The 21310-nt window shown below is 63.6% G+C and carries 17 protein-coding genes; 11 read left to right on the top strand and 6 right to left on the bottom strand.

The window, feature by feature from the left end:
* Positions 1-51 precede the first annotated feature (51 nt).
* The 5 genes from AC07XZ_RS06920 to AC07XZ_RS06900 all read left to right on the top strand — a co-directional run bounded on the left by AC07XZ_RS06920 (position 52) and on the right by AC07XZ_RS06900 (position 4024).
* A complete protein-coding gene (locus AC07XZ_RS06920; protein ID WP_007955585.1) occupies positions 52-645 on the top strand; it encodes a DUF2796 domain-containing protein in 594 nt (197 codons plus the stop codon).
* A 14-nt stretch (positions 646-659) separates the two neighbouring features.
* The gene (locus AC07XZ_RS06915) at positions 660-1370 is read left to right on the top strand and encodes an ABC transporter ATP-binding protein (RefSeq protein ID WP_007955587.1); all 711 of its coding nucleotides are present in this window, start codon (positions 660-662) and stop codon (positions 1368-1370) included.
* A 1-nt stretch (position 1371) separates the two neighbouring features.
* Positions 1372-2637 (top strand): ABC transporter permease, encoded by a 1266-nt coding sequence (locus tag AC07XZ_RS06910; RefSeq protein ID WP_102686396.1) that lies wholly within the window; start codon positions 1372-1374, stop codon positions 2635-2637.
* An 11-nt stretch (positions 2638-2648) separates the two neighbouring features.
* Complete coding sequence (locus tag AC07XZ_RS06905) at positions 2649-3167, top strand: DUF3299 domain-containing protein (protein ID WP_064384123.1); 519 nt, start codon at positions 2649-2651, stop codon at positions 3165-3167.
* Positions 3168-3325: 158 nt separating this feature from the next.
* A complete protein-coding gene (locus tag AC07XZ_RS06900) occupies positions 3326-4024 on the top strand; it encodes an OmpW/AlkL family protein (protein ID WP_074691639.1) in 699 nt (232 codons plus the stop codon).
* 177 nt (positions 4025-4201) lie between these two features.
* On the opposite strand, the gene AC07XZ_RS06895 is transcribed toward AC07XZ_RS06900, so the two are convergent.
* Together AC07XZ_RS06895 and AC07XZ_RS06890 are read right to left on the bottom strand one after the other, a co-directional pair.
* Positions 4202-5131, bottom strand: coding sequence for an NAD-dependent epimerase/dehydratase family protein (locus AC07XZ_RS06895; RefSeq protein ID WP_102686397.1), 930 nt, complete (start codon positions 5129-5131; stop codon positions 4202-4204).
* The gene (locus AC07XZ_RS06890; protein WP_011336149.1) at positions 5124-6008 is read right to left on the bottom strand and encodes a sugar nucleotide-binding protein; all 885 of its coding nucleotides are present in this window, start codon (positions 6006-6008) and stop codon (positions 5124-5126) included. Before AC07XZ_RS06890 ends, AC07XZ_RS06895 begins: the two co-directional genes overlap by 8 nt.
* Positions 6009-6186: 178 nt before the next feature.
* Between AC07XZ_RS06890 and AC07XZ_RS06885 the strand changes: the two genes are divergently transcribed.
* Positions 6187-10482, top strand: coding sequence for a DEAD/DEAH box helicase (locus tag AC07XZ_RS06885; protein WP_102686398.1), 4296 nt, complete (start codon positions 6187-6189; stop codon positions 10480-10482).
* On the opposite strand, the gene AC07XZ_RS06880 is transcribed toward AC07XZ_RS06885, so the two are convergent.
* Positions 10476-12581: a mechanosensitive ion channel family protein gene (locus tag AC07XZ_RS06880; protein ID WP_102686399.1), complete on the bottom strand. Its 2106-nt coding sequence runs from the start codon at positions 12579-12581 to the stop codon at positions 10476-10478. The two genes, AC07XZ_RS06885 and AC07XZ_RS06880, sit on opposite strands and share 7 nt — an antisense overlap.
* Positions 12582-12974: 393 nt before the next feature.
* Between AC07XZ_RS06880 and AC07XZ_RS06875 the strand changes: the two genes are divergently transcribed.
* The 5 genes from AC07XZ_RS06875 to AC07XZ_RS06855 all read left to right on the top strand — a co-directional run bounded on the left by AC07XZ_RS06875 (position 12975) and on the right by AC07XZ_RS06855 (position 18278).
* Positions 12975-14186, top strand: coding sequence for an MFS transporter (locus tag AC07XZ_RS06875; protein ID WP_102686400.1), 1212 nt, complete (start codon positions 12975-12977; stop codon positions 14184-14186).
* 102 nt (positions 14187-14288) lie between these two features.
* Positions 14289-15215 (top strand): DUF72 domain-containing protein, encoded by a 927-nt coding sequence (locus AC07XZ_RS06870; protein WP_102686401.1) that lies wholly within the window; start codon positions 14289-14291, stop codon positions 15213-15215.
* Complete coding sequence (locus tag AC07XZ_RS06865) at positions 15212-16009, top strand: endonuclease/exonuclease/phosphatase family protein (protein WP_102686402.1); 798 nt, start codon at positions 15212-15214, stop codon at positions 16007-16009. The genes AC07XZ_RS06870 and AC07XZ_RS06865 overlap by 4 nt, the downstream gene beginning before the upstream one ends.
* Positions 16006-17292 (top strand): cardiolipin synthase ClsB, encoded by a 1287-nt coding sequence (gene clsB, locus AC07XZ_RS06860; RefSeq protein WP_102686403.1) that lies wholly within the window; start codon positions 16006-16008, stop codon positions 17290-17292. Before AC07XZ_RS06865 ends, clsB begins: the two co-directional genes overlap by 4 nt.
* A complete protein-coding gene (locus AC07XZ_RS06855) occupies positions 17289-18278 on the top strand; it encodes a lysylphosphatidylglycerol synthase domain-containing protein (protein WP_085747602.1) in 990 nt (329 codons plus the stop codon). The genes clsB and AC07XZ_RS06855 overlap by 4 nt, the downstream gene beginning before the upstream one ends.
* Here the strand turns inward: AC07XZ_RS06855 and AC07XZ_RS06850 are convergent, their stop codons facing one another.
* The 3 genes from AC07XZ_RS06850 to AC07XZ_RS06840 form a co-directional block, all read right to left on the bottom strand.
* Positions 18279-19037 (bottom strand): alpha/beta hydrolase family protein, encoded by a 759-nt coding sequence (locus AC07XZ_RS06850; RefSeq protein ID WP_007955615.1) that lies wholly within the window; start codon positions 19035-19037, stop codon positions 18279-18281.
* The gene (locus AC07XZ_RS06845; RefSeq protein WP_102686404.1) at positions 19027-20133 is read right to left on the bottom strand and encodes a DUF3182 family protein; all 1107 of its coding nucleotides are present in this window, start codon (positions 20131-20133) and stop codon (positions 19027-19029) included. The genes AC07XZ_RS06850 and AC07XZ_RS06845 overlap by 11 nt, the downstream gene beginning before the upstream one ends.
* A 178-nt stretch (positions 20134-20311) precedes the next feature.
* Entirely contained in the window at positions 20312-21307 is a 996-nt protein-coding gene (locus AC07XZ_RS06840) for a GlxA family transcriptional regulator (RefSeq protein WP_102686405.1), read from the bottom strand.
* Positions 21308-21310 lie beyond the last annotated feature (3 nt).

Below are 21310 nucleotides of genomic sequence, written 5' to 3'. Positions count from 1 at the left end.
TCGTTATAAGATTACATAACAAACTCTTCACTTTACTTCCCGGAGACCGCCATGCGTCGTCTGCTGCTCGCTTTGCCGTTTGCCCTGTTGCCGCTGGCCATCGCCCATGCCGCCGATGAGCATGATCACGACCATGAGCACGGCAGCCTCGGTGCCCACGAACATGGCGTCGGTCGCCTGAACGCCGCGCTCGACGGCCAGACCCTGGAGCTGGAGCTGGAAAGCCCGGCGATGAACCTCGTCGGTTTCGAACACGTCGCCACCAGCGATGCCGACAAGGCCAAGGTCGCAGCCGCGCGTGCTCAGCTGGAAAAACCGCTGGCGCTGTTCAGCCTGCCGGCCGCCGCCGGTTGCAAGGTCACCAGCCAGGAACTGGAAAGCCCGCTGTTCGGCGACAAACCGGATGCCGACGACCACGACGAAGAGGAAGCCGGCAAGGACGGTCACGAGCATCATCACGACCACAGCGAAATCCACGCCCACTACCAATTCAGCTGCGCGGCGCCGGGTGCGTTGAAAACCCTGGATCTGGCGAACCTGTTCAATACCTTCCCGGCCACTCAGAAAATTCAGGTACAACTGATCAGCCCGAGCGGCCAGCAAGGCACGGAAGTGACGGCCAAGGCCGCCGCCCTGAAGTTCTGACACGAAACGGCGCCATGACCCAAGCACTCATCGAACTGTCCGACCTGGGCTTCAACTGGCCCGGTCACCCGCCGCTGCTGGACATCCCGGCGTTTCGTCTGGAAGCCGGCGAAACCCTGTTCCTCAAGGGCCCCAGCGGCAGCGGCAAGACCACCCTGCTCGGCCTGCTCGGCGGGGTGCAGAAACCCGGCCGCGGCAGCATTCGCCTGCTCGGCCAGGAGCTGACCGAACTGGGTGCCGGCGCCCGTGATCGCTTTCGCGTCGATCACACCGGCTACATTTTCCAGCAGTTCAACCTGCTGCCGTTTCTCTCGGTGCGCGAGAACGTCGAGCTGCCGTGCCACTTCTCGAAGCTGCGTGCCGAACGTGCGAAGCAGCGTCACGGCAGCGTCGATCAGGCCGCCGCCACCTTGCTCGCCCACCTGGGTCTGAAGGACGAAAGCATCCTGAGTCGCCGCGCCGATTCGCTGTCGATCGGTCAGCAACAGCGGGTCGCTGCGGCCCGTGCGTTGATCGGTCAACCGGAACTGGTGATCGCCGACGAACCGACCTCGGCGCTGGATTACGACGCCCGGGAAAACTTCATTCGCCTGCTGTTCGCCGAGTGCCGCGAAGCCGGCTCGAGCCTGTTGTTCGTCAGCCACGACCAGAGCCTGGCGCCGCTGTTCGACCGTCACCTGTCCCTGGCCGAACTCAATCGCGCCGCCACGTCTGCCGAGGTTTGAGATGTATCTGTTCCGTCTGGCCATGGCCAGCCTCGCCAACCGGCGTTTCACCGCCCTGCTCACCGCTTTCGCCATCGCGCTTTCCGTCTGCCTGCTGCTGGCGGTGGAGCGGGTGCGCACCGAAGCCAAGGCCAGTTTCGCCAGCACCATCAGCGGCACCGACCTGATCGTCGGCGCCCGTTCCGGTTCGGTGAACCTGTTGCTGTACTCGGTATTCCGCATCGGCAACGCCACCAACAACATTCGCTGGGACAGCTTCGAACACTTCGCCAGCAACCCGAAGGTGAAGTGGGCGATCCCGATGTCCCTCGGCGATTCCCATCGCGGCTACCGGGTGATGGGCACCACCGAAGCCTATTTCGAGCATTACCAGTACGGTCGCCAGAAGCACCTGGAACTGGCGGACGGCCGCGCCTTCGCCACCGATCCGTTCGAAGTGGTGCTCGGTGCCGAAGTGGCCGAGGCGCTGCACTACAAGCTCGGCGACAAACTGGTGCTGGCCCATGGCGTGGCGGCGATCAGTCTGGTCAAGCACGATGACAAGCCGTTCACCGTGGTCGGCATTCTCAAGCGCACCGGCACCCCGGTGGATCGCACGTTGCACATCAGCCTCGGCGGCATGGAGGCGATCCACATCGACTGGCACAACGGTGTGCCGGCCCGTGGCAACGGCCGGATCAGCGCCGATCAGGCGCGCAACATGGACCTGACGCCGCAAGCGATCACTGCGTTCATGCTCGGCCTCAACAGCAAGATTTCGACCTTCGCCCTGCAACGGGAGATCAACGAATTCCGTGGCGAGCCGATGCTGGCGATCCTGCCGGGTGTGGCCTTGCAGGAGTTGTGGAGCCTGATGAGCACCGCCGAAAAAGCGCTGTTCGTGGTCTCGCTGTTCGTGGTGCTGACCGGGTTGATCGGCATGCTCACGGCGATTCTCACCAGCCTCAACGAACGCCGCCGCGAGATGGCGATCCTGCGTTCGGTGGGCGCGCGGCCGTGGCATATCGCGAGCCTGCTGGTGCTGGAAGCCTTTGCGCTGGCATTGACCGGGGTGATCGCCGGGCTGGCGTTGCTGTACCTCGGCATCGCTGCGGCACAAGGTTATGTGCAGGCCAATTACGGGCTGTATCTGCCGCTGGCCTGGCCAAGCGAGTATGAATGGACGCTGCTCGGTGGCATTCTGGCTGCCGCGCTGCTGATGGGCAGCGTGCCGGCCTGGCGCGCGTATCGCCAATCCCTGGCCGATGGCCTGTCGATCCGTTTATGAGGATGTTCACCATGCCCCGCGCCGTGCTTGCGCTGCTGTTGCTGGTCGCCCTGCCCGTGTGGGCGGCGGCGCCGAAAGACCTGACCTGGTCGGAGATGATCCCGCCGGACGCGGCGCCGGAAGTGCCGAACATGACGCCGCTGCACGACCTCTCGAAGATGAGCGATGCACTGTCTGCCGAGTCCGCGCCAGCGGCCAAGCAGGACATGCCCAACGCCCCCGTGGTGCAAAGCCTCGACGGCCAGAACATTCGCCTGCCGGGTTACATCGTGCCGCTGGAAGTCAGCGAGGAAGGTCGCACCACGGACTTCCTGCTGGTGCCGTACTTCGGCGCCTGCATCCACGTGCCGCCGCCACCGTCGAACCAGATCGTGCACGTAAAAAGCGAACTCGGCGTGAAGCTCGACGAGCTGTATCAGCCGTACTGGGTCGAGGGGCCGTTGCAGGTCAAGCAGTCCACCAGCGAACTGGCAGACGCCGGGTATCAGATGGAAGCGGACAAGATTTATGTGTACGAGCTGCCGGAGTAAGTCCGGCAGTCAGTTATAGCCCTCTCCACTGGCTTTGCGAGCAAAGGTTCCACAAAAAAACTGCCCATCACTGTTTCATTGAGCTGAGTCAAAAGACCGTATCAGACGGATTCGTACCATAGGACATCAAACATTTTTAACGTCCTTTGGGAGCTTCCATGAACAAGTCCTTGCTCAGCGCCTCGCTGTTTGCCCTCGCGCTCGCAGCCCCGCTCGCCCACGCCCACGAAGCCGGCGACATCATCGTTCGTGCCGGTGCGATCACCGTCAACCCGAAGGCCGACAGCTCCAGCGTCAAGGTCGATCAGGGTCCGTTGAGCGGCACCAACCTGGGCGGCAAGGCGACCATGAGCAGCGACACCCAACTGGGTCTGAACTTCGCCTACATGCTGACCAACAACATCGGTATCGAGCTGTTGGCCGCGTCCCCGTTCGAACATGACGTGAAGCTCAAGGGCACTGCCCTGCCAGCCGCCAACGGCAAGCTCGGCACCCTGAAACACCTGCCGCCGACCCTGAGCGTCGTCTACTACCCGCTGGACGCGAAGTCGCCGTTCCAGCCGTACATCGGCGGCGGCATCAACTACACCTGGATCTACGACGAGCACGTCGGCAGCGAAGCCCAGTCCAACGGTTTCAGCAACTTCAAGGCGAAAAACTCCTGGGGCCTGGCCTGGCAGGTCGGCGCCGACTACATGCTGACCGACAACATCATGCTCAACGCCCAGGTGCGCTACATCGACATCGATACCCGCGCCACCGTCGAAAACAACGCCGTGGCCCCGGGCACCCGTGCACGGGTGAATGTGGACGTTGATCCCTTCATCTACATGGTTGGTCTAGGCTACAAGTTCTAAAGAACGTTCACGTGGTGGTGAATGAGGCTTGGTGGCGGGCAGCTCAGAACTGGCGGCGATGTTACGCCATCGACCGGGGAGCAAGCTCCCTCGCTACAGGAAACCGGTTTGAAAGCCGAATTCCGGCCGTGAAAAAGGCGCCTGTCAAAAGGCGCCTTTTTCATGTCCGCAAGAAGCTCAGCGGCCGAGCAGACGGGCCAGGCCGACGTTCATCGGTGTTGGCGCCGGGCATTTGAATCGCTCAAGCAACCGACTGTTGTTCGCCCGCGAATGACGGATGTCACCGGAGCGCGCCGGGCCGTAGCTGACGGGCGGCAACTCGCCGACCACCGCTTCGAGCGCGGCCAGCATCTGCTTGAGATTGGTCGCCTGATTCCAGCCGACGTTCACCGCACCGACGTCCACTCGCGGCTTTTCGATCGCCTGCACCAGCACGTCGACCAGATCTTCGACGTACATGAAATCCCGGGTCTGCTCGCCATCGCCGAACACAGTGATCGGCAGGCCTTTCTGCGCGCGTTCGCTGAAAATGCTGATCACCCCGGAGTACGGCGAGGACGGATCCTGACGCGGGCCGAAGATGTTGAAGAAGCGGAAGATCGCCGGTTCCAGACCGTGCTGGCGACGGTAGAAATCGAAGTACTGCTCGCCGGCCAGTTTGTCCGACGCGTAAGGCGTCAACGGCGCCTTGGGCGTGTCTTCGTCAATCGACTCGCCTTCGCCATTGTTGCCGTAGACCGCCGCACTGGATGCGTACAGCACACGTTTCACGCCAGCCTCGCGCATGGCTTCGCAGACGTTCAGCGTGCCGATGAAATTGCTCTGGTGGGTTTTCACCGGATCATCCACCGACGCCTGCACCGACGCTACGGCGGCCAGATGGGCGACCGCGCTGCAACCCTGCATTGCCTGTGCGACCAGAGCAGCATCGGCCACATCGCCGACGATCAGTTCGACCCTGGGATTATCCAGCGGCAGATTGCTGCGCTTGCCGGTCGACAGATCATCGAGGATCCGCACCGAATGGCCCTTGGCAAGCAGCGCGTCAGTCAGGTGCGAGCCGATGAAACCGGCGCCGCCGGTGATGAGAACAGGGCCTTCAGCCATGACGATAAAACCTATCCAGTAAGCCCGGGAGCGCGGCACGCCAGGCGCGCGGCTTGATCCCGAAAGTGTGCAGAATTTTCTTGCAGGCGAGCACCGCGTGTTGCGGTTCTTCAGCGGCATCCGGCCGCGCGGCGTGGGCCTGGGCGGTCGGCGCTTCGATGGCCAGCGGGTGCAGACTGCGCGCCTCGGAGAGAATCGCCTGGCCCAGTGCCAGCGGCGTGGTCGCCTCGTGGCCGGCGTAGTGGTAAGTGCCCCACAGCGGCGCGGCGCAATCGAGTTGCTTGAGCACCGAAATGATCACCCGCGCCGCATCGTCGACCGGTGTCGGATTGCCACGGCGGTCATCGGCCAGCAGCAGTTCTTCAGGCTGTTCGGCACGGGCCAGGAAGCGCCCGAGGATCCCCTCCGGGCTGTCGTCGAGCAGCCAGCCGAAGCGCAGCAGCACGTGTTGCGGACAGGTGGCACGTACGCTCTGCTCGATCCGCCACAGCGCCTGACCGCGCAGGCCCAGCGGCACTGGCTCGTCCTTTTCGCTGTAGGCAGTGGCACGAGAACCGTCGAACACCCGATAACTGGACGGCTGCACCAGCACGATGTTGTGGTGCTGGCACAGTTCGGCCAGACGCTCGATCGCGCGTTCCTGTCCGGCCAGACGGCTTTCGCTGACGGCCTCGGCCTGGAACCAGTCGAAATAGTAGGCAAGGTTGATCAATGCATCGGGACGGGTGTCGTCGAGCAATTGGGTCAGGCTCGCGGCATCCCAGCCGTCTTCGGGCGGGCGGGGGGCGAGGAAACCGATGTCTTCCTCCGCACCGAGGCGAATCAGCGCCTGCCCAAGGGCATTTCCGCCGCCCAGTAACATAAGGCGCATTCGCATAGAGTCAGCAGGCCCAGTCTGATTGGAACGATGGCTTTGGCGACGATGCTCGTGGCAGCGTCGTCGATAATTGCCGGAATCGTTGCATTTTGCGGGTTTAGTGCGCAACCGTCACCCGTAAAGTGTAGATCCCGAGCGGTACTTGCAACTTCGCCCGCCCACCCGCATAACTGAAGGCATGAATCTGCCCCTCCCCAAGGACGCGGCCCTGGCAGGCTTCCACCCCGCCGTCAGCGCCTGGTTCAGCAGCACCTTCCCGACGGTAACGGCCGCCCAGGCCCGCGCATGGCCGTTGATCCGCCAACGCCGCTCGACGCTGATCGCCGCGCCCACCGGCTCCGGCAAGACCCTCACCGCGTTCCTCGCGGTGCTCGACGAACTGGTCCACCGTGGCCTGGAAACCCCGGACGGTCTGCCGGACGAAACCCTGGTGGTCTACGTTTCGCCGCTCAAGGCGCTGTCCAACGACATCCGCATCAATCTGCAGAACCCGCTGGCCGGGATTACCGACCAGCTGCGCCAAATGGATCTGCCGGCGCTGGAAATCACCACCGCCGTGCGCACCGGCGACACCCCGCAGAAAGACCGCGCCGCCATGCGCAAGAGCGCGCCGCACATATTGGTGACCACCCCGGAATCGCTCTACGTGCTGCTCGGCTCCGAGTCCGGCCGAAAAATGCTCGGTACCACGCGCACGGTGATCGTCGATGAAATCCACGCCATCGCCGCCGGCAAACGCGGCAGTCACCTGGCCTTGAGCCTCGAACGCTTGCAGTCGCTGTGTCCTGAACCACTGACCCGCATCGGTCTGTCAGCCACGCAAAAACCGATCGATGCGGTTGCGCGTTTTCTGGTCGGCCATGACCGCCCGTGCGAAATCATCGACATCGGCCACGCCCGCCCACGGGATCTGGGCATCGAAGTGCCGCCGGTGCCGTTGTCGGCGGTGATGGCCAATGACGTCTGGGAACTGGTCTACGACCGCCTCGCCGCACTGGCCCGTGAACACCGCACCACGTTGATTTTCGTCAACACCCGACGCCTGGCCGAACGCCTGAGCCGGCACCTGAGCGAACGCCTCGGCAAACACGCGGTGGCCGCGCACCACGGCAGTCTGGCGAAGGAGTTTCGCCTCGACGCCGAGCAAAGGCTTAAACGCGGCGAGCTGCAAGTGCTGATCGCCACCGCCTCGCTGGAGCTGGGCATCGATATCGGCGAAGTCGACCTCGTCTGTCAGATCGCTTCACCGCGCTCGATTGCCGGTTTTCTGCAAAGAGTTGGCCGCTCCGGGCACCAGGTCGGCGGCACGCCCAAGGGGCGCCTGTTCGCCACCACTCGCGACGACCTGATCGAATGCGCCGCGCTGCTCGACTGCGTGCGCCGGGGTGAACTCGATACACTGCACATCCCCGAGGCGCCGCTGGATGTGCTGGCGCAGCAGATCATCGCCGAGGTCAGTTGCCAGGAATGGGCCGAGGACGATTTGCTCGCGCTGTTCCGCCGGGCCGAACCCTATGCCCGCCTCGACGAAACACATTATCAGGCGCTGCTGAGCATCCTCGCCGAGGGTTACAACGGCCGTCAGGGCATCCGCAGCGCCTACCTGCACCGCGACGCCGTCAGCCGAACCCTGCGCGGACGACGCGGCGCTCGGCTGACCGCAGTCACCAGCGGCGGCACCATCCCCGACAACGCCGACTACAGCGTATTGCTCGAACCCCAGGGCCTGAACATCGGCAGCGTCAACGAAGACTTCGCCGTGGAAAGCATTGCCGGCGACGTGTTCCAGCTCGGCAACGCCTCCTATCGCATCCTGCGGGTGGAAACCGGCAAGGTTCGGGTCGAGGACGCCCAGGGTCAGTCGCCGACCATTCCGTTCTGGCTCGGCGAGGCGCCGGGGCGCAGCGATGAACTGTCGGCGGCCGTAGCGCGCCTGCACGCGCAGCTCGACCAATTGCTCAGCGCCAGCCCCGGCAACCTGCAACCGGCCACCGACTGGCTGACCGAAACCCTCGGTCTGGATCTGGCCAGCGCCGAACAGCTGGTGGATTATCTGGCCCGCGCCCGCCTCGCCCTCGGCGCCTTGCCGTCCCGGGACACACTGCTGATGGAGCGTTTTTTCGACGAGTCCGGCGGCACCCAGCTGATCATTCACTCGCCGTTCGGCAGTCGTATCAACCGCGCCTGGGGCCTGGCCCTGCGCAAGCGTTTCTGCCGCACCTTCAACTTCGAATTGCAGGCCGCCGCCAGCGAAGACGCGATCGTCCTGTCGCTGTCCACCAGCCACAGTTTCGAACTCGACGAGGTCTGGCGTTACCTGCACAGCAACAGCGCCGAGCACATCCTGATTCAAGCCGTGCTGGATGCGCCGCTGTTCGGTGTGCGCTGGCGCTGGAATGCCGGGGTGGCGCTGGCCCTGCCGCGCTACACCGGCGGACGCAAGGTCGCACCGCAATTGCAGCGGATGAAAAGCGAAGACCTGATCGCCAGCGTGTTTCCCGATCAGATCGCCTGCCTGGAAAACCTCGCCGGCGAACGGGAAATTCCCGAGCATCCGCTGGTGGAGCAGACCCTCGACGACTGCCTGCACGAGGCGATGGACAGCGAAGGCTGGCTCGAACTCCTGCGGCGCATGGAGCGCGGCGAAGTGCGCCTGATCGCCCGTGACCTTCCGGCGCCCTCGCCGCTGGCGGCGGAAATCCTCAGTGCCCGGCCCTACACCTTTCTCGACGATGCACCGCTGGAAGAGCGTCGAACCCAGGCCGTACTCAACCGCCGCTGGAGCGATCCGCAATCCACCGATGACCTCGGCGCGCTGGACGCCGATGCGATCGACGCCGTGCGCGAAGAAGCGTGGCCGACGCCGAACAGTGCCGATGAAATGCACGAAGCGCTGATGAGCCTGGCCTGCATCAGCGACCGCGAAGTCGAGGCCAATCCGCAGTGGCGCGACTGGCTGAATGCCTTGGCCGAGACCGGGCGAGCCTGCCGATTGCAGATCGACCCCGAGCATTCACTGTGGCTGGCAAGAGAACGCCTGACCTGTCTGCAAGCGCTGTATCCACAGGCACAGTCGGCACTCCCCGCGCTGCCCGGTTTCGACGAACCATGGACAGCCGATGACGCACTGATCGAAGTGATCCGCGCGCGGCTCGGCGCATTCGGCCCGCTACCGCTGGCGGCGATTGCCGAGCCGCTGGCCCTGATGCCGGCCTCTGTCCATCAAGCCCTCGCTCATCTGGAGCGCGAAGGTTACGTACTGCGCGGCCAGTTCACGCCGGGATCGCCCGTTGAGGAATGGTGCGAGCGCCATCTGCTGGCGCGCATTCACCGCTACACCGTCAAGCGTCTGCGCCGGGAAATCGAGCCGGTGGCGTTGCAGGATTTCATGCGTTTCCTGTTCGACTGGCAGCACTTGTCTCCGTCTACCCGTGGTCAGGGCAGCGGTGTGTTGCCGGCGATTGTCGGTCAGTTCGAAGGCTACCCGGCTGCCGCTTCGGCGTGGGACAGCGACCTCCTTCCCGCGCGGCTCAAGGACTATTCACCGAGCTGGCTGGACGATCTGTGCCGCAGCGGAAAGCTGGTGTGGACGCGCCTCAGCGCCCGGCAAAACATCAGCGGCACGGCGTTGCGCAGCACACCGATCGTGTTGCTGCCGCGCAGTCAGGTCGGCTTGTGGAGTGCGCTGGCCGAGCAGACGCCGGTGAGCGAACTCTCGCCCAAGACCCGCAAGGTTTTCGACGCGCTGAGCCAGCACGGCGCGCTGTTTTTCGATGAGCTGATTCATGAAGCGCACCTGCTGCGCACCGAGCTGGAAATCGCCTTGCAGGAACTGGTCGGCGCCGGGCTGGTGAATGCCGACAGCTTTGCCGGATTGCGGGCGCTGATCACCCCGGCGAGCAAGCGCCAGCAGCGCAGCAGTCGACGCGGACGCGGGGCGTTTGTCGGTGGCATGGACGATGCCGGGCGCTGGGCGTTATTGCGTCGCGGGCCGGTTGTGGAAAACCGTCAAACAGCGTCGCCCGAAACCCTCGAACACATCGCCATTACCTTGTTGCGTCGCTATGGCGTGGTGTTCTGGCGCCTGTTGGAGCGCGAAGCCGATTGGCTGCCGAGCTGGCGCGAACTGCTGCGCACGTTCCATCGACTGGAGGCGCGCGGCGAGATTCGTGGCGGGCGGTTTGTCAGCGGTCTGGCGGGCGAGCAATTCGCCCTGCCCGAGGCGATTCCGCTGTTGCGTGAAGTCCGCCGTCGGCCCCATGACGGCAGCCTGATCGCGGTGTGCGGTGTCGACCCGCTGAACCTCGCCGGCACCTTGCTGCCGGGGGCGAAAGTGCCGGCGCTGGCGAGCAATCGGCTGGTGTATCGCGATGGGTTGCCGGTCGCTGCCGAGGTCGCGGGCAAGCCGCAATTCTGGGTGGAGCTGGACTCCGCCGCCATGAGCGAAATCCGCAACAGGCTGACCCGTCACTGAGTGCGCGCCTGCTCCGGCAACACCACCGACGAATGCGCCGGCGCCACCTCTTCTTCCTGTCGCTCGGGCAGCAAAACCTGCTGTGGATAAGTCTGCGCGAAATGCACCCACGGGCTGTTATCCACAAGCTTTTTCAGACGCTGGTTGAATGCGCGGCTCACCGCATATTGCCCACCGGAAACCGTGCGAAATTGCGCGGTCAGCACGACGCCGTTCAGGTCCATCTTGTCCACACCGAACACATCCAGCGGCCCTTGCAGGTTGTACTTCAGGAACGGGTCTTCGCGAATCGAATCGCCCGCTTCGCGGATCAGCTCGATAGCCTTGTCGACATCGGTGTCGTAGGTGAACTGCACCGAGAAAAACGCGAACGCAAACTGCCGCGATTGGTTGGTCACCGCCTTGATCTGACCGAACGGCACCGAGTGCACGAAGCCCTTGCCGTCGCGCAGGCGCAGGGTGCGAATGGTCAGGCCCTCGACCGTGCCGGCATGCCCGGAATCGAGCACCACCCAGTCGCCGATCGAGAGGGTGTCTTCGATGATGATGAACAGCCCGGTGATCACGTCCTGCACCAGTTGCTGCGAGCCGAAACCGATGGCCAGACCGACCACCCCGGCACCGGCCAGCAACGGCGCGACGTTGATCCCAAGATTGGCCATGGTGGTGATCGCGCAGATCACCACCAGGATGATTTTGATCGCGTTGCGCAGCAGCGGCAGGATGGTTTTCACCCGGGTGCTGGGCTGGCGCGCCGAGCGTTTGCTGACCGGTGGTTTCAGTGCTTCCTGGATCGCCGTGTCGAGCACCACCCACAGCAGCCACGTCACGAGGAAGATCAGGCCGATGCTGCTCAGGGCATTGCTGATCGCCCGACCGACCGTGCTGCTTTGCGCGAAGTCGAGCAGCGACACACCCCAGATCCGCCCGAGAATATCGATGAACGCAATCGCAACGACGATCCGCAGCAAGGCGTGCAACAGGCTGAGGAAACGTTCCTTGTAGGCACTGCTGCGCTGGATCGCCTCGGCCCTGCGCGACTTGAACAGGTGTTGCAGCACAGTGCTGAGAAACACCGTGCCGATCAGCAGCACCGTGGTGAGCAACGCGCAGCGCAGGGCTTTCTGGTTGTCCTCGCCGATGCCGATCAGATTGACCGCCGAGACCAGCACCATCAGCACGATCGGCCAGTACCAGAGCCCGGAAAAAATCCGTAGCGACTCCTGCAGCGACGGCTGTTTCAGACGCTGGGCCAGCGGGCGATTGCGGATCAGGTGCGCCACCGGCCGACGCAGGCGAATCACCAGCAGACCGAAGATGATCGACGCCAGCAGACCGGTGAACACCGCAATGCTGCTGGTGATGTTGCCGCCCAGTTGGCGGGCGATCTGCGGGCTGGTCAGGGCATCACTCAACGCGGCGAGAAAACCGATCAGGAACAGCGGTTTCGGGCAGTAGTCGCGAATGATCTGCACGGCGCGGCGCTTGTGGCCGGTGTTGAACATCACCACCACACACAACAGCATCGACGTGGAAAATATCCCGCTGCTGGTGGCGTAGGCAAAACACAGCGCCAGCGCCCGGCCGACCGAAGCCGACAAAAAATGGCTGACGTACAGGGTCAGCGGCAGACAGATCAGTGCGGGCAGCGTGTAGGGCAACAGGTAACCGAGCAGGTCCTGACTGCGCTGCCGGGTGCGCAGCCAGCGCCCTTCCCGTAGGCGTTTGCCCAGCACGCTGCCGAGCACCGTCAACACGGCAAACGTGCCCAACCACACGCCGGAGAGCATCAGGAAATCCCCCGCCACGCTCCAGCCGGAGCGGTTCGAGGGTTGGTTGACCAGCCTGTCGACTTCATCCGCCGCCCGGTCGGCGCGCAGGCGCCAGGCGTCGACCAGATGCTCGTTGAGATCGAGTTTGTCCTGCACGTCGTCGATGCCGGAACTGATGGCGCCGAGCAGTCCTCCCTGCACGATCGGCTCCGGTTTTGCCGGCTCTTCACTGGCCGCCGGAACGCCCGGCAAGCTGGCGGCTTGCACTGCATTGCCGCCGAACAACAGCAATGCCCCCAATAGAATCGCGATCCTGAACCTGGTCAAAACGCAGAGCTCCCTTGGTTGAACCTGTATGGAACTGATCGACATTTGGCCGGCAAAGTTCAAGAGCCCCCTCACCCCAGCCCTCTCTCAGAGGGAGAGGGAGCCGACTGAGTTGTTTTCAATAGTTACATCGACCTGAAAGGTTCGTTTTGATCTCAAGTCCGAGAGCCGGCCTATGCTGCGTCGGAACCTGAGTACGGCTCGGTGTATCACGTCGGCGTAACTCAAAAGGACACATCGATCAGTCCCCTCTCCCCTCGGGAGAGGGTTAGGGTGAGGGCGTGCTTTTGATCTTTGCTCTCAGGTCAAATATCAAATGCCCATCCCTGTATTTTTTCACCCCCACCAAACCCCGACACTGCGCTTCATTCAATCCCCCACCGGAGTGCCGTGATGCCCATTGCCCTGCTCGCGCTGACCCTCAGCGCTTTCGCCATCGGGACGACCGAGTTCGTCATCGTTGGCCTGCTTCCTACCATCGGCGCCGATCTCGGCGTCAGCCTGCCGTCCGCCGGTCTGCTGGTCAGTCTCTATGCCCTCGGCGTAGCCATCGGTGCGCCGGTGCTGACCGCCCTCACCGGCAAAGTCCCGCGCAAACTGTTGCTGCTGTCGCTGATGGTGCTGTTCACCCTCGGCAACCTGCTGGCCTGGCTGGCGCCGAGTTATGAATCGCTGGTAGTGGCGCGGATCGTCACGGGTCTGGCCCATGGCGTGTTCTTCTCCATCGGCTCGACCATCGCGACCAGCCTGGTGCCCAAGGAAAAAGCCGCCAGTGCGATTGCGATCATGTTCACCGGCCTGACCGTGGCGCTGGTCACCGGCGTGCCGCTGGGCACGTTCATCGGTCAGCATTTCGGCTGGCGTGAAACCTTCCTCGCCGTGTCGGCACTCGGCGTGATCGCGTTCATCGGCAGCTTGCTGTACGTGCCGAAAAACATCGCCCACAGCAAACCAGCCTCGCTGTTGCAGCAATTGCAGGTGCTCAAGCAACCGCGCCTGTTGCTGGTGTACGCCATGACCGCCATCGGTTACGGCGGCTCGTTCATCGCCTTCACGTTCCTGGCGCCGATCCTTCAGGACATCTCCGGCTTCAGCGCCGGCACCGTCAGCCTGGTGTTGCTGGTGTACGGCGTGTCAGTGGCAGTCGGCAACATCTGGGGCGGCAAACTGGCGGACAAACGCGGGCCGATCAGCGCGCTGAAAATCATCTTCGCCCTGCTCGCCGCCGTGCTGCTCGTGCTTACTTTCACCGCAGGAAATCCATGGCTGGCGCTGGCCACCGTGCTGGTCTGGGGCGCAGTCGCCTTCGGCAACGTGCCGGGCTTGCAGGTGTATGTGGTGCGTCAGGCTGAACATCACACACCACAAGCCGTGGACGTCGCATCGGGCCTGAACATTGCCGCGTTCAACCTCGGGATTGCCGGCGGTGCGTGGGGTGGCGGTTTGATCGTCGAGCACATCGGCCTGATTCACACCGCGTGGATCGGCGGCCTGGTGGTACTGGTGGCATTGGCCCTGACAGCCTTGAGCGGTCGCCTCGATCGCCTGGGCCCGGTGTACGCCGAACCCGCCGAAGGCTCGGCCCGGATCGTCACCGGGCATTGATCAAGCCAGCCCGACCGTCCGTAATCCCGTCGAAACTTTCCGCGACCGCCCGCAGTCATCCACAGACAGAGGCCGTACGGGGACTTTCGACGGGAGGGCGGCATGGCAACGATTCACATCGGTATTTCAGGCTGGCGTTACGCCCCGTGGCGCGGGGACTTTTACCCGAAGGGGCTGGCGCAGAAACGCGAATTGCAGTTCGCCTCACGGGCGGTCAACAGCATCGAAATCAACGGATCGTTCTACGCCCTGCAACGGCCGGAACGCTACGCCCAGTGGTACGCCGAGACGCCGGATGACTTCGTGTTCAGCATCAAGGCGCCCCGCTTCATCACCCACATCCGCCGCCTGCGCGATATCGAAAAACCCTTGGCCAATTTCTTCGCCTCCGGGGTGCTGGAGCTGAAGGAAAAATTCGGTCCGGTCCTCTGGCAGTTCCCGCCCAACTTCACGTTCGACCCCGAACGTTTCGAAGCCTTTCTCGACCAGTTGCCCCACGACACCCAGGCTGCCGCCGAGCTCGCCCGTCAGCACGACTCACACCTGCACGGCCACGCGAGCTTGAAGGCCTACGGCAAAAAACCACTGCGCCATGCCGTGGAAATCCGCAACGACAGTTTCATCGACCCCGACTTCGTGCGCCTGCTCAAACGCTACAACACCGCGCTGGTGATTGCCGACACCGCCGGGAAATGGCCGTACCGCGAAGACCTCACCAGCGATTTCGTCTACCTGCGCCTGCACGGTGCCGAAGAACTTTACGCCAGCGGTTACACCCGTGCCGCCCTGCAACGCTGGGCCGAGCGGATCGACGCCTGGCACCACGGCCGGCAACCGGGCGACGCCCATTTGATCGCGCCGCGCCTGAAGCCTCGGACCCGTAAATCCCGCGAGGTGTTCTGCTACTTCGACAACGACATCAAGGTCCGCGCGCCTTTCGATGCCCGCAGTCTCCTGCAGCGTTTCGATCTGGATAAAAACCTCGAAACCGAGCCCGGTGAACCGGCCGCCGAAGGGGTACTCGCATGAGCATTCCCGAACCGCTCGGATTCACCGACGAGCAGTCCACGGTCATCACCACCGAGCGCCGTTTCACCGTGCTGACGGTCAACACCCACAAGGGTTTCACCGCACTGAACCGGCGTTTCATCCTGCCGGAATTGCGCGAAGCGGTGCGCAGCGTGTCCGCCGATGTAGTGTTTCTCCAGGAAGTCCACGGCACTCACGAACATCATCCCAAGCGCTACAACAATTGGCCGACGATGCCGCAGTACGAATTTCTCGCGGACAGTCTCTGGCCTCAGTTCGCCTACGGGCGCAACGCGGTATACCCGGAGGGCGATCATGGCAATGCAGTGCTGTCGAAATTCCAGATCGTGCGCCATGACAACCTCGACGTTTCGATCAGCGGCCACGAAAACCGCGGCCTGTTGCACTGCGTGCTGCGCCTGCCGGGAGACGACCGTGAAGTGCACGCGATCTGCGTCCACCTGGGCCTGCGCGAAAGCCATCGCAACGATCAGTTGCGCCTGCTGCGGGAGCGCCTGGCCGAATTGCCTGACGATGCACCGGTGATCGTCGCCGGCGATTTCAACGACTGGCGCCAGCGCGCCGATGCCTTGCTTGAACCCTGTGGCCTGCGTGAAGTGTTTGCGGCGCATCACGGCCGGTCGGCGCGCAGCTTTCCCGCACGTCTGCCATTGCTGCGCCTGGACCGGATCTACGTGCGCAACCTCAAGGCCAGTCAGCCAAAAGTGCTGGCGAACCGTCCCTGGTCACACCTTTCCGACCACGCACCGCTATCGGTGGAGATTGAACTATGAGCAGTGCACCGTTGGAGAAATCCGCTGTGGAGCCCGTCAGCATCACCCCGCCCGTGCGCGAGCCGGGCACCGTCGATGTCGAGTACCGCTGGCAGGGCAACAATCGGCTCGAGCTGCTGGAAAACGGCGAGGAATATTTTCCCCGGGTGTTCGAAGCGATGCGCGCGGCGAAAAGCGAAATCCTGCTGGAGACCTTCATCGTCTTCGAAGACAAGGTCGGCAAGAAATTGCAGGAGATCCTGATTGATGCCGCCCGGCGTGGCGTGCGCACCACCGTCAGCCTCGACGGCTTCGGTTGTGGCGAACTGAGCACCGGCTATCTCGCCGCGCTGAGTGAAGCCGGCGTGCATCTGCAAATCTTCGATCCGGCCCCCAAGCATCTGGGGATTCGCACCAACTGGTTCCGGCGGTTGCATCGCAAGATCGTGGTGGTCGACGGACTGATTGCGTTCATCGGCGGGATCAATTTTTCCGGCGATCACCTGGCCGATTTCGGTCCTGAAGCGAAGCAGGATTATTCGGTGGAGATTCAGGGCCCGGCGGTGGCCGACATCCATCATTTCGCTTTGCTGCAAAGCGGCCGACCGGGACGGGCGAGATTCTGGTGGCAGCGTCGCCGGCAACGGCGTGCCGAGATGGCGTTCGACGATCACGACGGTCAGGTGCGGCTGGTGTTCCGCGACAACGACCGGCACCACACGGATATCGAAGACGTTTATTTGCAGGTACTGCGCCGCGCCCAACGGCGGGTGGTGATCGCCAACGCCTACTTCTTTCCCGGCTATCGCCTGCTGCGCGAGATTCGCAACGCAGCCCGGCGCGGGGTTGAGGTGCGGCTGATTCTGCAGGGGCAGCCGGACATGCTAGTGGCCAAACTCGCCGCGCGCATGACCTACGACTACCTGCTCAAGGCCGGGGTGCAGATTCACGAATATTGCGAGCGGCCGCTGCACGGCAAGGTGGCGCTGGTGGACGAGGAATGGAGCACCGTCGGCTCGAGCAATCTCGACCCGCTGAGCCTGTCGCTGAACCTGGAAGCCAACGTGCTGATCCGAGACCGCGCCTTCAATCGCCACTTGTTCGAACGCCTCGAAGACCTCAGCCACAACCACTGCAAGGCGATGGACGCCGCGAAGTCGCCGCGCGGGCGGATCTGGCACATGACCGTGGGCTTTCTGGTGTTTCACTTCCTGCGGCATTTCCCGGCGATGGCCGGCTGGCTGCCGGCGCACAAGCCACGGCTCAAACCCTTCACCCACGCCGCCGGGAGCGATCCGTCATGAGCCATTCCGAAGCCCACGCGGCGGTGCATCCGGCACCGGCGGGCAAGTCCCGCTGGAGCCGCTGGAAACGTCCGCTGACCCTGCTGTTTTTCCTTGCGCTGATCGTTTTGCTGACGATGTTCGCCAGCCGTATCGAATGGGCCGAGGTGCTGCAAACCCTCGCCGACTTCAAGGTGCGCACGCTGATCATCGCCTCCAGCCTGACCTTGCTGAGTTTTCTGGTGTATGCCAGTTTCGACCTGATCGGTCGCACTTACATTCGTCAGGACCTGACGTGGAAACAGATCCTGCCGGTGGGCGTCATCAGCTATGCGTTCAACCTCAACCTCAGCGCGTGGGTCGGCGGAATCGCCATGCGCTATCGCCTGTATTCGCGGCTCGGGGTGAGCAAAAGCAACATCGCCAAGATCCTCGGCCTGAGCCTGGCGACCAACTGGTTCGGCTACATGACCATCGCCGGCGTGGTGTTCGCCAGCGGGCTGGTGCGGATGCCACCGGGCTGGAAAATCAGCAGCGGTGCGTTGCAGGGCATTGGCGTGTTGCTGCTGTTGGTCAGTGTCGGCTATCTGGTCGCCTGCCAGTTTTCCCGGCGGCGCGAGTGGTCGATTCGCGGGGTGGAGATCAACCTGCCGTCGCTGCGCATGGCGGTCCTGCAATTGCTGCTCGGGGCGCTGAACTGGTCGCTGATGGCGGCGGTGATTTTCACCTTGCTGCCGAGCAAGCTCGACTATCCGCTGGTGCTCGGGGTGCTGTTGATCAGCGCGATTGCCGGGGTCATCACCCACATTCCCGCTGGGCTCGGCGTGCTGGAAGCGGTGTTCGTGGCGCTGCTGCAACACGAGGCTTCGCGCGGCAGTCTGGTGGCGGGGCTGCTGGCCTATCGGGCGATCTATTTCCTGCTGCCGCTGCTGATCACCGTGCTGATGTATCTGGTGGTGGAAGCCAAGGCCAAGGCGTTGCGGATCGAGAAGAAACCCAAGTCCTGATCAGCGCGACTGAATGATGCTCAACCGCTCGCCCACCACCATCTCGGTGATCCAGTCGACCAGGATCGAGGTGTAGGCCTGCTGCGAGGTCGGATCGCTCAGGGCATGGTCGGCGCCGTCGATGATGCGGTGCGTCAGCGAGTGAGTCTGCTGGCATGCGGCGCGGTAACTCATGATCGTCGCGTGGGGCACGTAGTCATCGGTTTCCGACTGCACCAGCAGCACGTCCCCGGTGAATTGCGAGCAGGCGTGCAAGGCGCGGTTGCTGTCGGCGCGCACCAGGGTGCCGCGATAATCGCGCAGGTCGGCCTTGTCCAGATCGCGCTTTGGCGTATGCCATTGTTCGTCGCGGTACAGCGCCGGCACCCGCAGCGCCAGCCAGCGCACCGGGCGCAGCGAGGTGAGGATCGAGGCGAGATAACCGCCGTAGCTGGTGCCCACTACCGCTATGGCCGAGGTGTCCAGCGCCGGATGGGCGAGCAGCCGATCATAGGCCGCCAGCAGGTCACGCAGATTGTCTTCGCGGGTGACCCGGCTCAGCGGAATGCCGGTGCCGCCGGTGTGCCCGCGCAGGTCGAACGTCAGGCACACACAACCCAGGCCGGCGATGCCTTTGGCCCGTTCCAGATCCCGCTCCTGACTGCCGCCCCAGCCGTGCACGAACAACACGCCGGGGACTTTCGATTTGGGACTGAGGAACGTCCCGCTCATCTGTTCATCATCAATGTCGATTTGAATGCTTTCGCTTCTAGCCGTCATAGGATTTGACCGTTACGTATTTGAGGAGAAAGTCGCTGTTCTCGGCCGGCCCGCGATACACCTCGATGGCATCCGCCGGCAGGGCCTGATCGGAATAGGTTTCCACCGACGACACGCGGATCGCGCGCATCGAGGGATCGTTGACGAAACTTTGCAGCGCCGCCACTTCAGCGCTGCTGGCGCCGCCCATGCGCCAGGACTGTTCGAGTACGCCACTGCGCGGCCGACCTTCGCTGTCCAGGCCTTGGGCGATGTCGTAATTGCGCCGCGAGGCATAGAAACGCGGATAGGCTTCGTCCGCCGCCCGGTCGAACACCTGCGCCTGCTGAATGGCCAGACGCACGTCGTCGGGCAGATCCAGCGCCAGCAGATCCTCGTAACCACCTTGCACCACCAGCAGGTTCGAGCCTCCGTACACCTCTTCGCCGTGGGCGTCCTTGGTCAAGTATTGATCACCGCAGTAACTCAGCACCCTGCCGCCGATGAACGACTGACCGACGCTGTGGGTAACCACCTGACTCAAATCCTGCTCCAGCACCACGCCATCGCTGAACAGTGCTCCGGCCTCGGGTCGGGCGAGAATTTCGTCGAACGCATCCAGGCTCTTGATCACTTCCTGTCCGCGCCCGGCACAGGCGTGAATCGGCTTGATCCGGATCGGTCCGCTGTACAACAGATGTTCAGCGGCAGGCCGGGCATCTTCCAGCGCAAAGACGCTGAGCCCGTCCAGCACCACGGTGCGCACCCGCTCGGAAAACAATGGCGACCAGCCTTGCGGCGCGTGGGCCTGATGGCTGCGCAAACCGTGGCTGATGGCTTTGGTGCAGATGAAATCGTGCTCGACGAAACCGCCCCACAGATCGTCCGGGCCGCTCACACCCAGTTCGCGGGCCGCGGCGCCGACGAGGGTCTGGGTCGGCAGCAGATAAATATCCCGGCCGCGATGTTTTTCGGCGTCGTAACTGCCGCCGAACTTGAGACCGAGGATCTGCGCCAGCCATCGCGCGAGGGCTTTGTTGGTCTGCACTTCATGTTGTGGCGCGCCGGGCCGAACCGAGTGGGCGACGACCACTTTCCTGCGGGATGTCGGGGTCATGCGTCCCCCTTCCAACGGCGGGTTGAATGTAGGTCAGAGGGTGCAGAGATCAGGCCAACCGGGGTTCGCCGGAAACGCCCTGCAAATCAGCCACTTGAAAAACCCGTGCTGGCACCGCGCCTGTTTCAATCTGCACGACTGCGCTGTGGGCTCCGGCATTTTGCACGACAGGTGCTTACTACTTCGCCACGGCCGGCGGCGGACTCACGCCGAATCGCGTGCGGTATTCACTCGGCGCCAGCCCGGTGATTTTCTTGAACGTCGCGCGAAAGGCTCCCGGATCCTGATAGCCCACCGTCCACGCGATGTGGTCAATAGTGCCATTGGTGAACTCGAGCATTTCCCGGGCCTTGCCGACCCGCAGGTGCTGGCAGTATTCGGTGGGTTTCAGGCCGGTCGCCGCGCGGAAACGGCGCAGGAAAGTACGTTCTTCCAGGCCCGCGCGCTCGGCCATCGCCGTCAGTGAGACATCGGTCGCGCCATTGCCTTGCAGCCAGTGTTGAACCCTGAGAATCGCCGCGTCGCCATGATTGAGGATCGGGGCGAAATTGCTGCCGCAGGCACTGGCGCTGTCGCTGTGTTCCACCACCAGGAACCGCGCGGTCGCGCTGGCAATGCTCGGCCCGAGCAGACGATCGACCAGCCGCAATCCCAGCTCCGACCAGGCCATCAATCCGGCCGTGGTGATCAGGTCGCCGTCATCGACAATCGGTGTGTCGGCCTTGAGTTTGATGTGCGGATAACGCTCGGCGAACGCCTTGGCTGACGTCCAGTGCGTGGTGGCGCTGCGACCGTCGAGCAGACCGCTTTCGGCCAGCAGCAGAGAACCCACGCACACCCCGCCGAGGGTGGCGCCGCGGGCGTGTTGCTCGCGCAGCCAGTGAATCAACCCGACGGACACCTGGGCCGCCGAGAAACCACCAATGGACGGCGGAATCACGACCGCCACCAGACCCGCTTCGGCGCCGGGGTCGCTGTCGTGGACCCGTACCGGCGGCTGATCGCCCTCAACCTGCCAATGGCTGACGCGCAAGCGCGGCAACTGCGCACTCTGGTGCTCGGCAGCGACCCGGTTGGCCACCGCGAACAGGTCGGTCAACCCATGCACCGCCGCCAGCTGCGCGCCGGGATAGATCAGCACACCCAGTTCGACGACTGCCGGTTTCGCGTCCATTGT

Source organism: Pseudomonas sp. GW458-11-26-14-LB4, from assembly GCF_059423925.1.
Note: the sequence above shows the minus strand (reverse complement) of the source record. Positions and strands in the feature narration are given on the sequence as shown.

Excerpts from the sequence above, each read along its gene's own strand:
- AC07XZ_RS06885 (WP_102686398.1), top strand. The coding sequence starts at position 6,187 with ATGAATCTGCCCCTCCCCAAGGACGCGGCCCTGGCAGGCTTCCACCCC.
- clsB (WP_102686403.1), top strand. The coding sequence starts at position 16,006 with ATGAGCAGTGCACCGTTGGAGAAATCCGCTGTGGAGCCCGTCAGCATC.
- AC07XZ_RS06850 (WP_007955615.1), bottom strand. The coding sequence starts at position 19,037 with ATGACGGCTAGAAGCGAAAGCATTCAAATCGACATTGATGATGAACAG.
- AC07XZ_RS06875 (WP_102686400.1), top strand. The coding sequence starts at position 12,975 with ATGCCCATTGCCCTGCTCGCGCTGACCCTCAGCGCTTTCGCCATCGGG.
- AC07XZ_RS06905 (WP_064384123.1), top strand. The coding sequence starts at position 2,649 with ATGCCCCGCGCCGTGCTTGCGCTGCTGTTGCTGGTCGCCCTGCCCGTG.
- AC07XZ_RS06855 (WP_085747602.1), top strand. The coding sequence starts at position 17,289 with ATGAGCCATTCCGAAGCCCACGCGGCGGTGCATCCGGCACCGGCGGGC.
- AC07XZ_RS06915 (WP_007955587.1), top strand. The coding sequence starts at position 660 with ATGACCCAAGCACTCATCGAACTGTCCGACCTGGGCTTCAACTGGCCC.
- AC07XZ_RS06910 (WP_102686396.1), top strand. The coding sequence starts at position 1,372 with ATGTATCTGTTCCGTCTGGCCATGGCCAGCCTCGCCAACCGGCGTTTC.
- AC07XZ_RS06900 (WP_074691639.1), top strand. The coding sequence starts at position 3,326 with ATGAACAAGTCCTTGCTCAGCGCCTCGCTGTTTGCCCTCGCGCTCGCA.
- AC07XZ_RS06845 (WP_102686404.1), bottom strand. The coding sequence starts at position 20,133 with ATGACCCCGACATCCCGCAGGAAAGTGGTCGTCGCCCACTCGGTTCGG.
- AC07XZ_RS06895 (WP_102686397.1), bottom strand. The coding sequence starts at position 5,131 with ATGGCTGAAGGCCCTGTTCTCATCACCGGCGGCGCCGGTTTCATCGGC.
- AC07XZ_RS06840 (WP_102686405.1), bottom strand. The coding sequence starts at position 21,307 with ATGGACGCGAAACCGGCAGTCGTCGAACTGGGTGTGCTGATCTATCCC.
- AC07XZ_RS06920 (WP_007955585.1), top strand. The coding sequence starts at position 52 with ATGCGTCGTCTGCTGCTCGCTTTGCCGTTTGCCCTGTTGCCGCTGGCC.
- AC07XZ_RS06870 (WP_102686401.1), top strand. The coding sequence starts at position 14,289 with ATGGCAACGATTCACATCGGTATTTCAGGCTGGCGTTACGCCCCGTGG.
- AC07XZ_RS06865 (WP_102686402.1), top strand. The coding sequence starts at position 15,212 with ATGAGCATTCCCGAACCGCTCGGATTCACCGACGAGCAGTCCACGGTC.
- AC07XZ_RS06890 (WP_011336149.1), bottom strand. The coding sequence starts at position 6,008 with ATGCGAATGCGCCTTATGTTACTGGGCGGCGGAAATGCCCTTGGGCAG.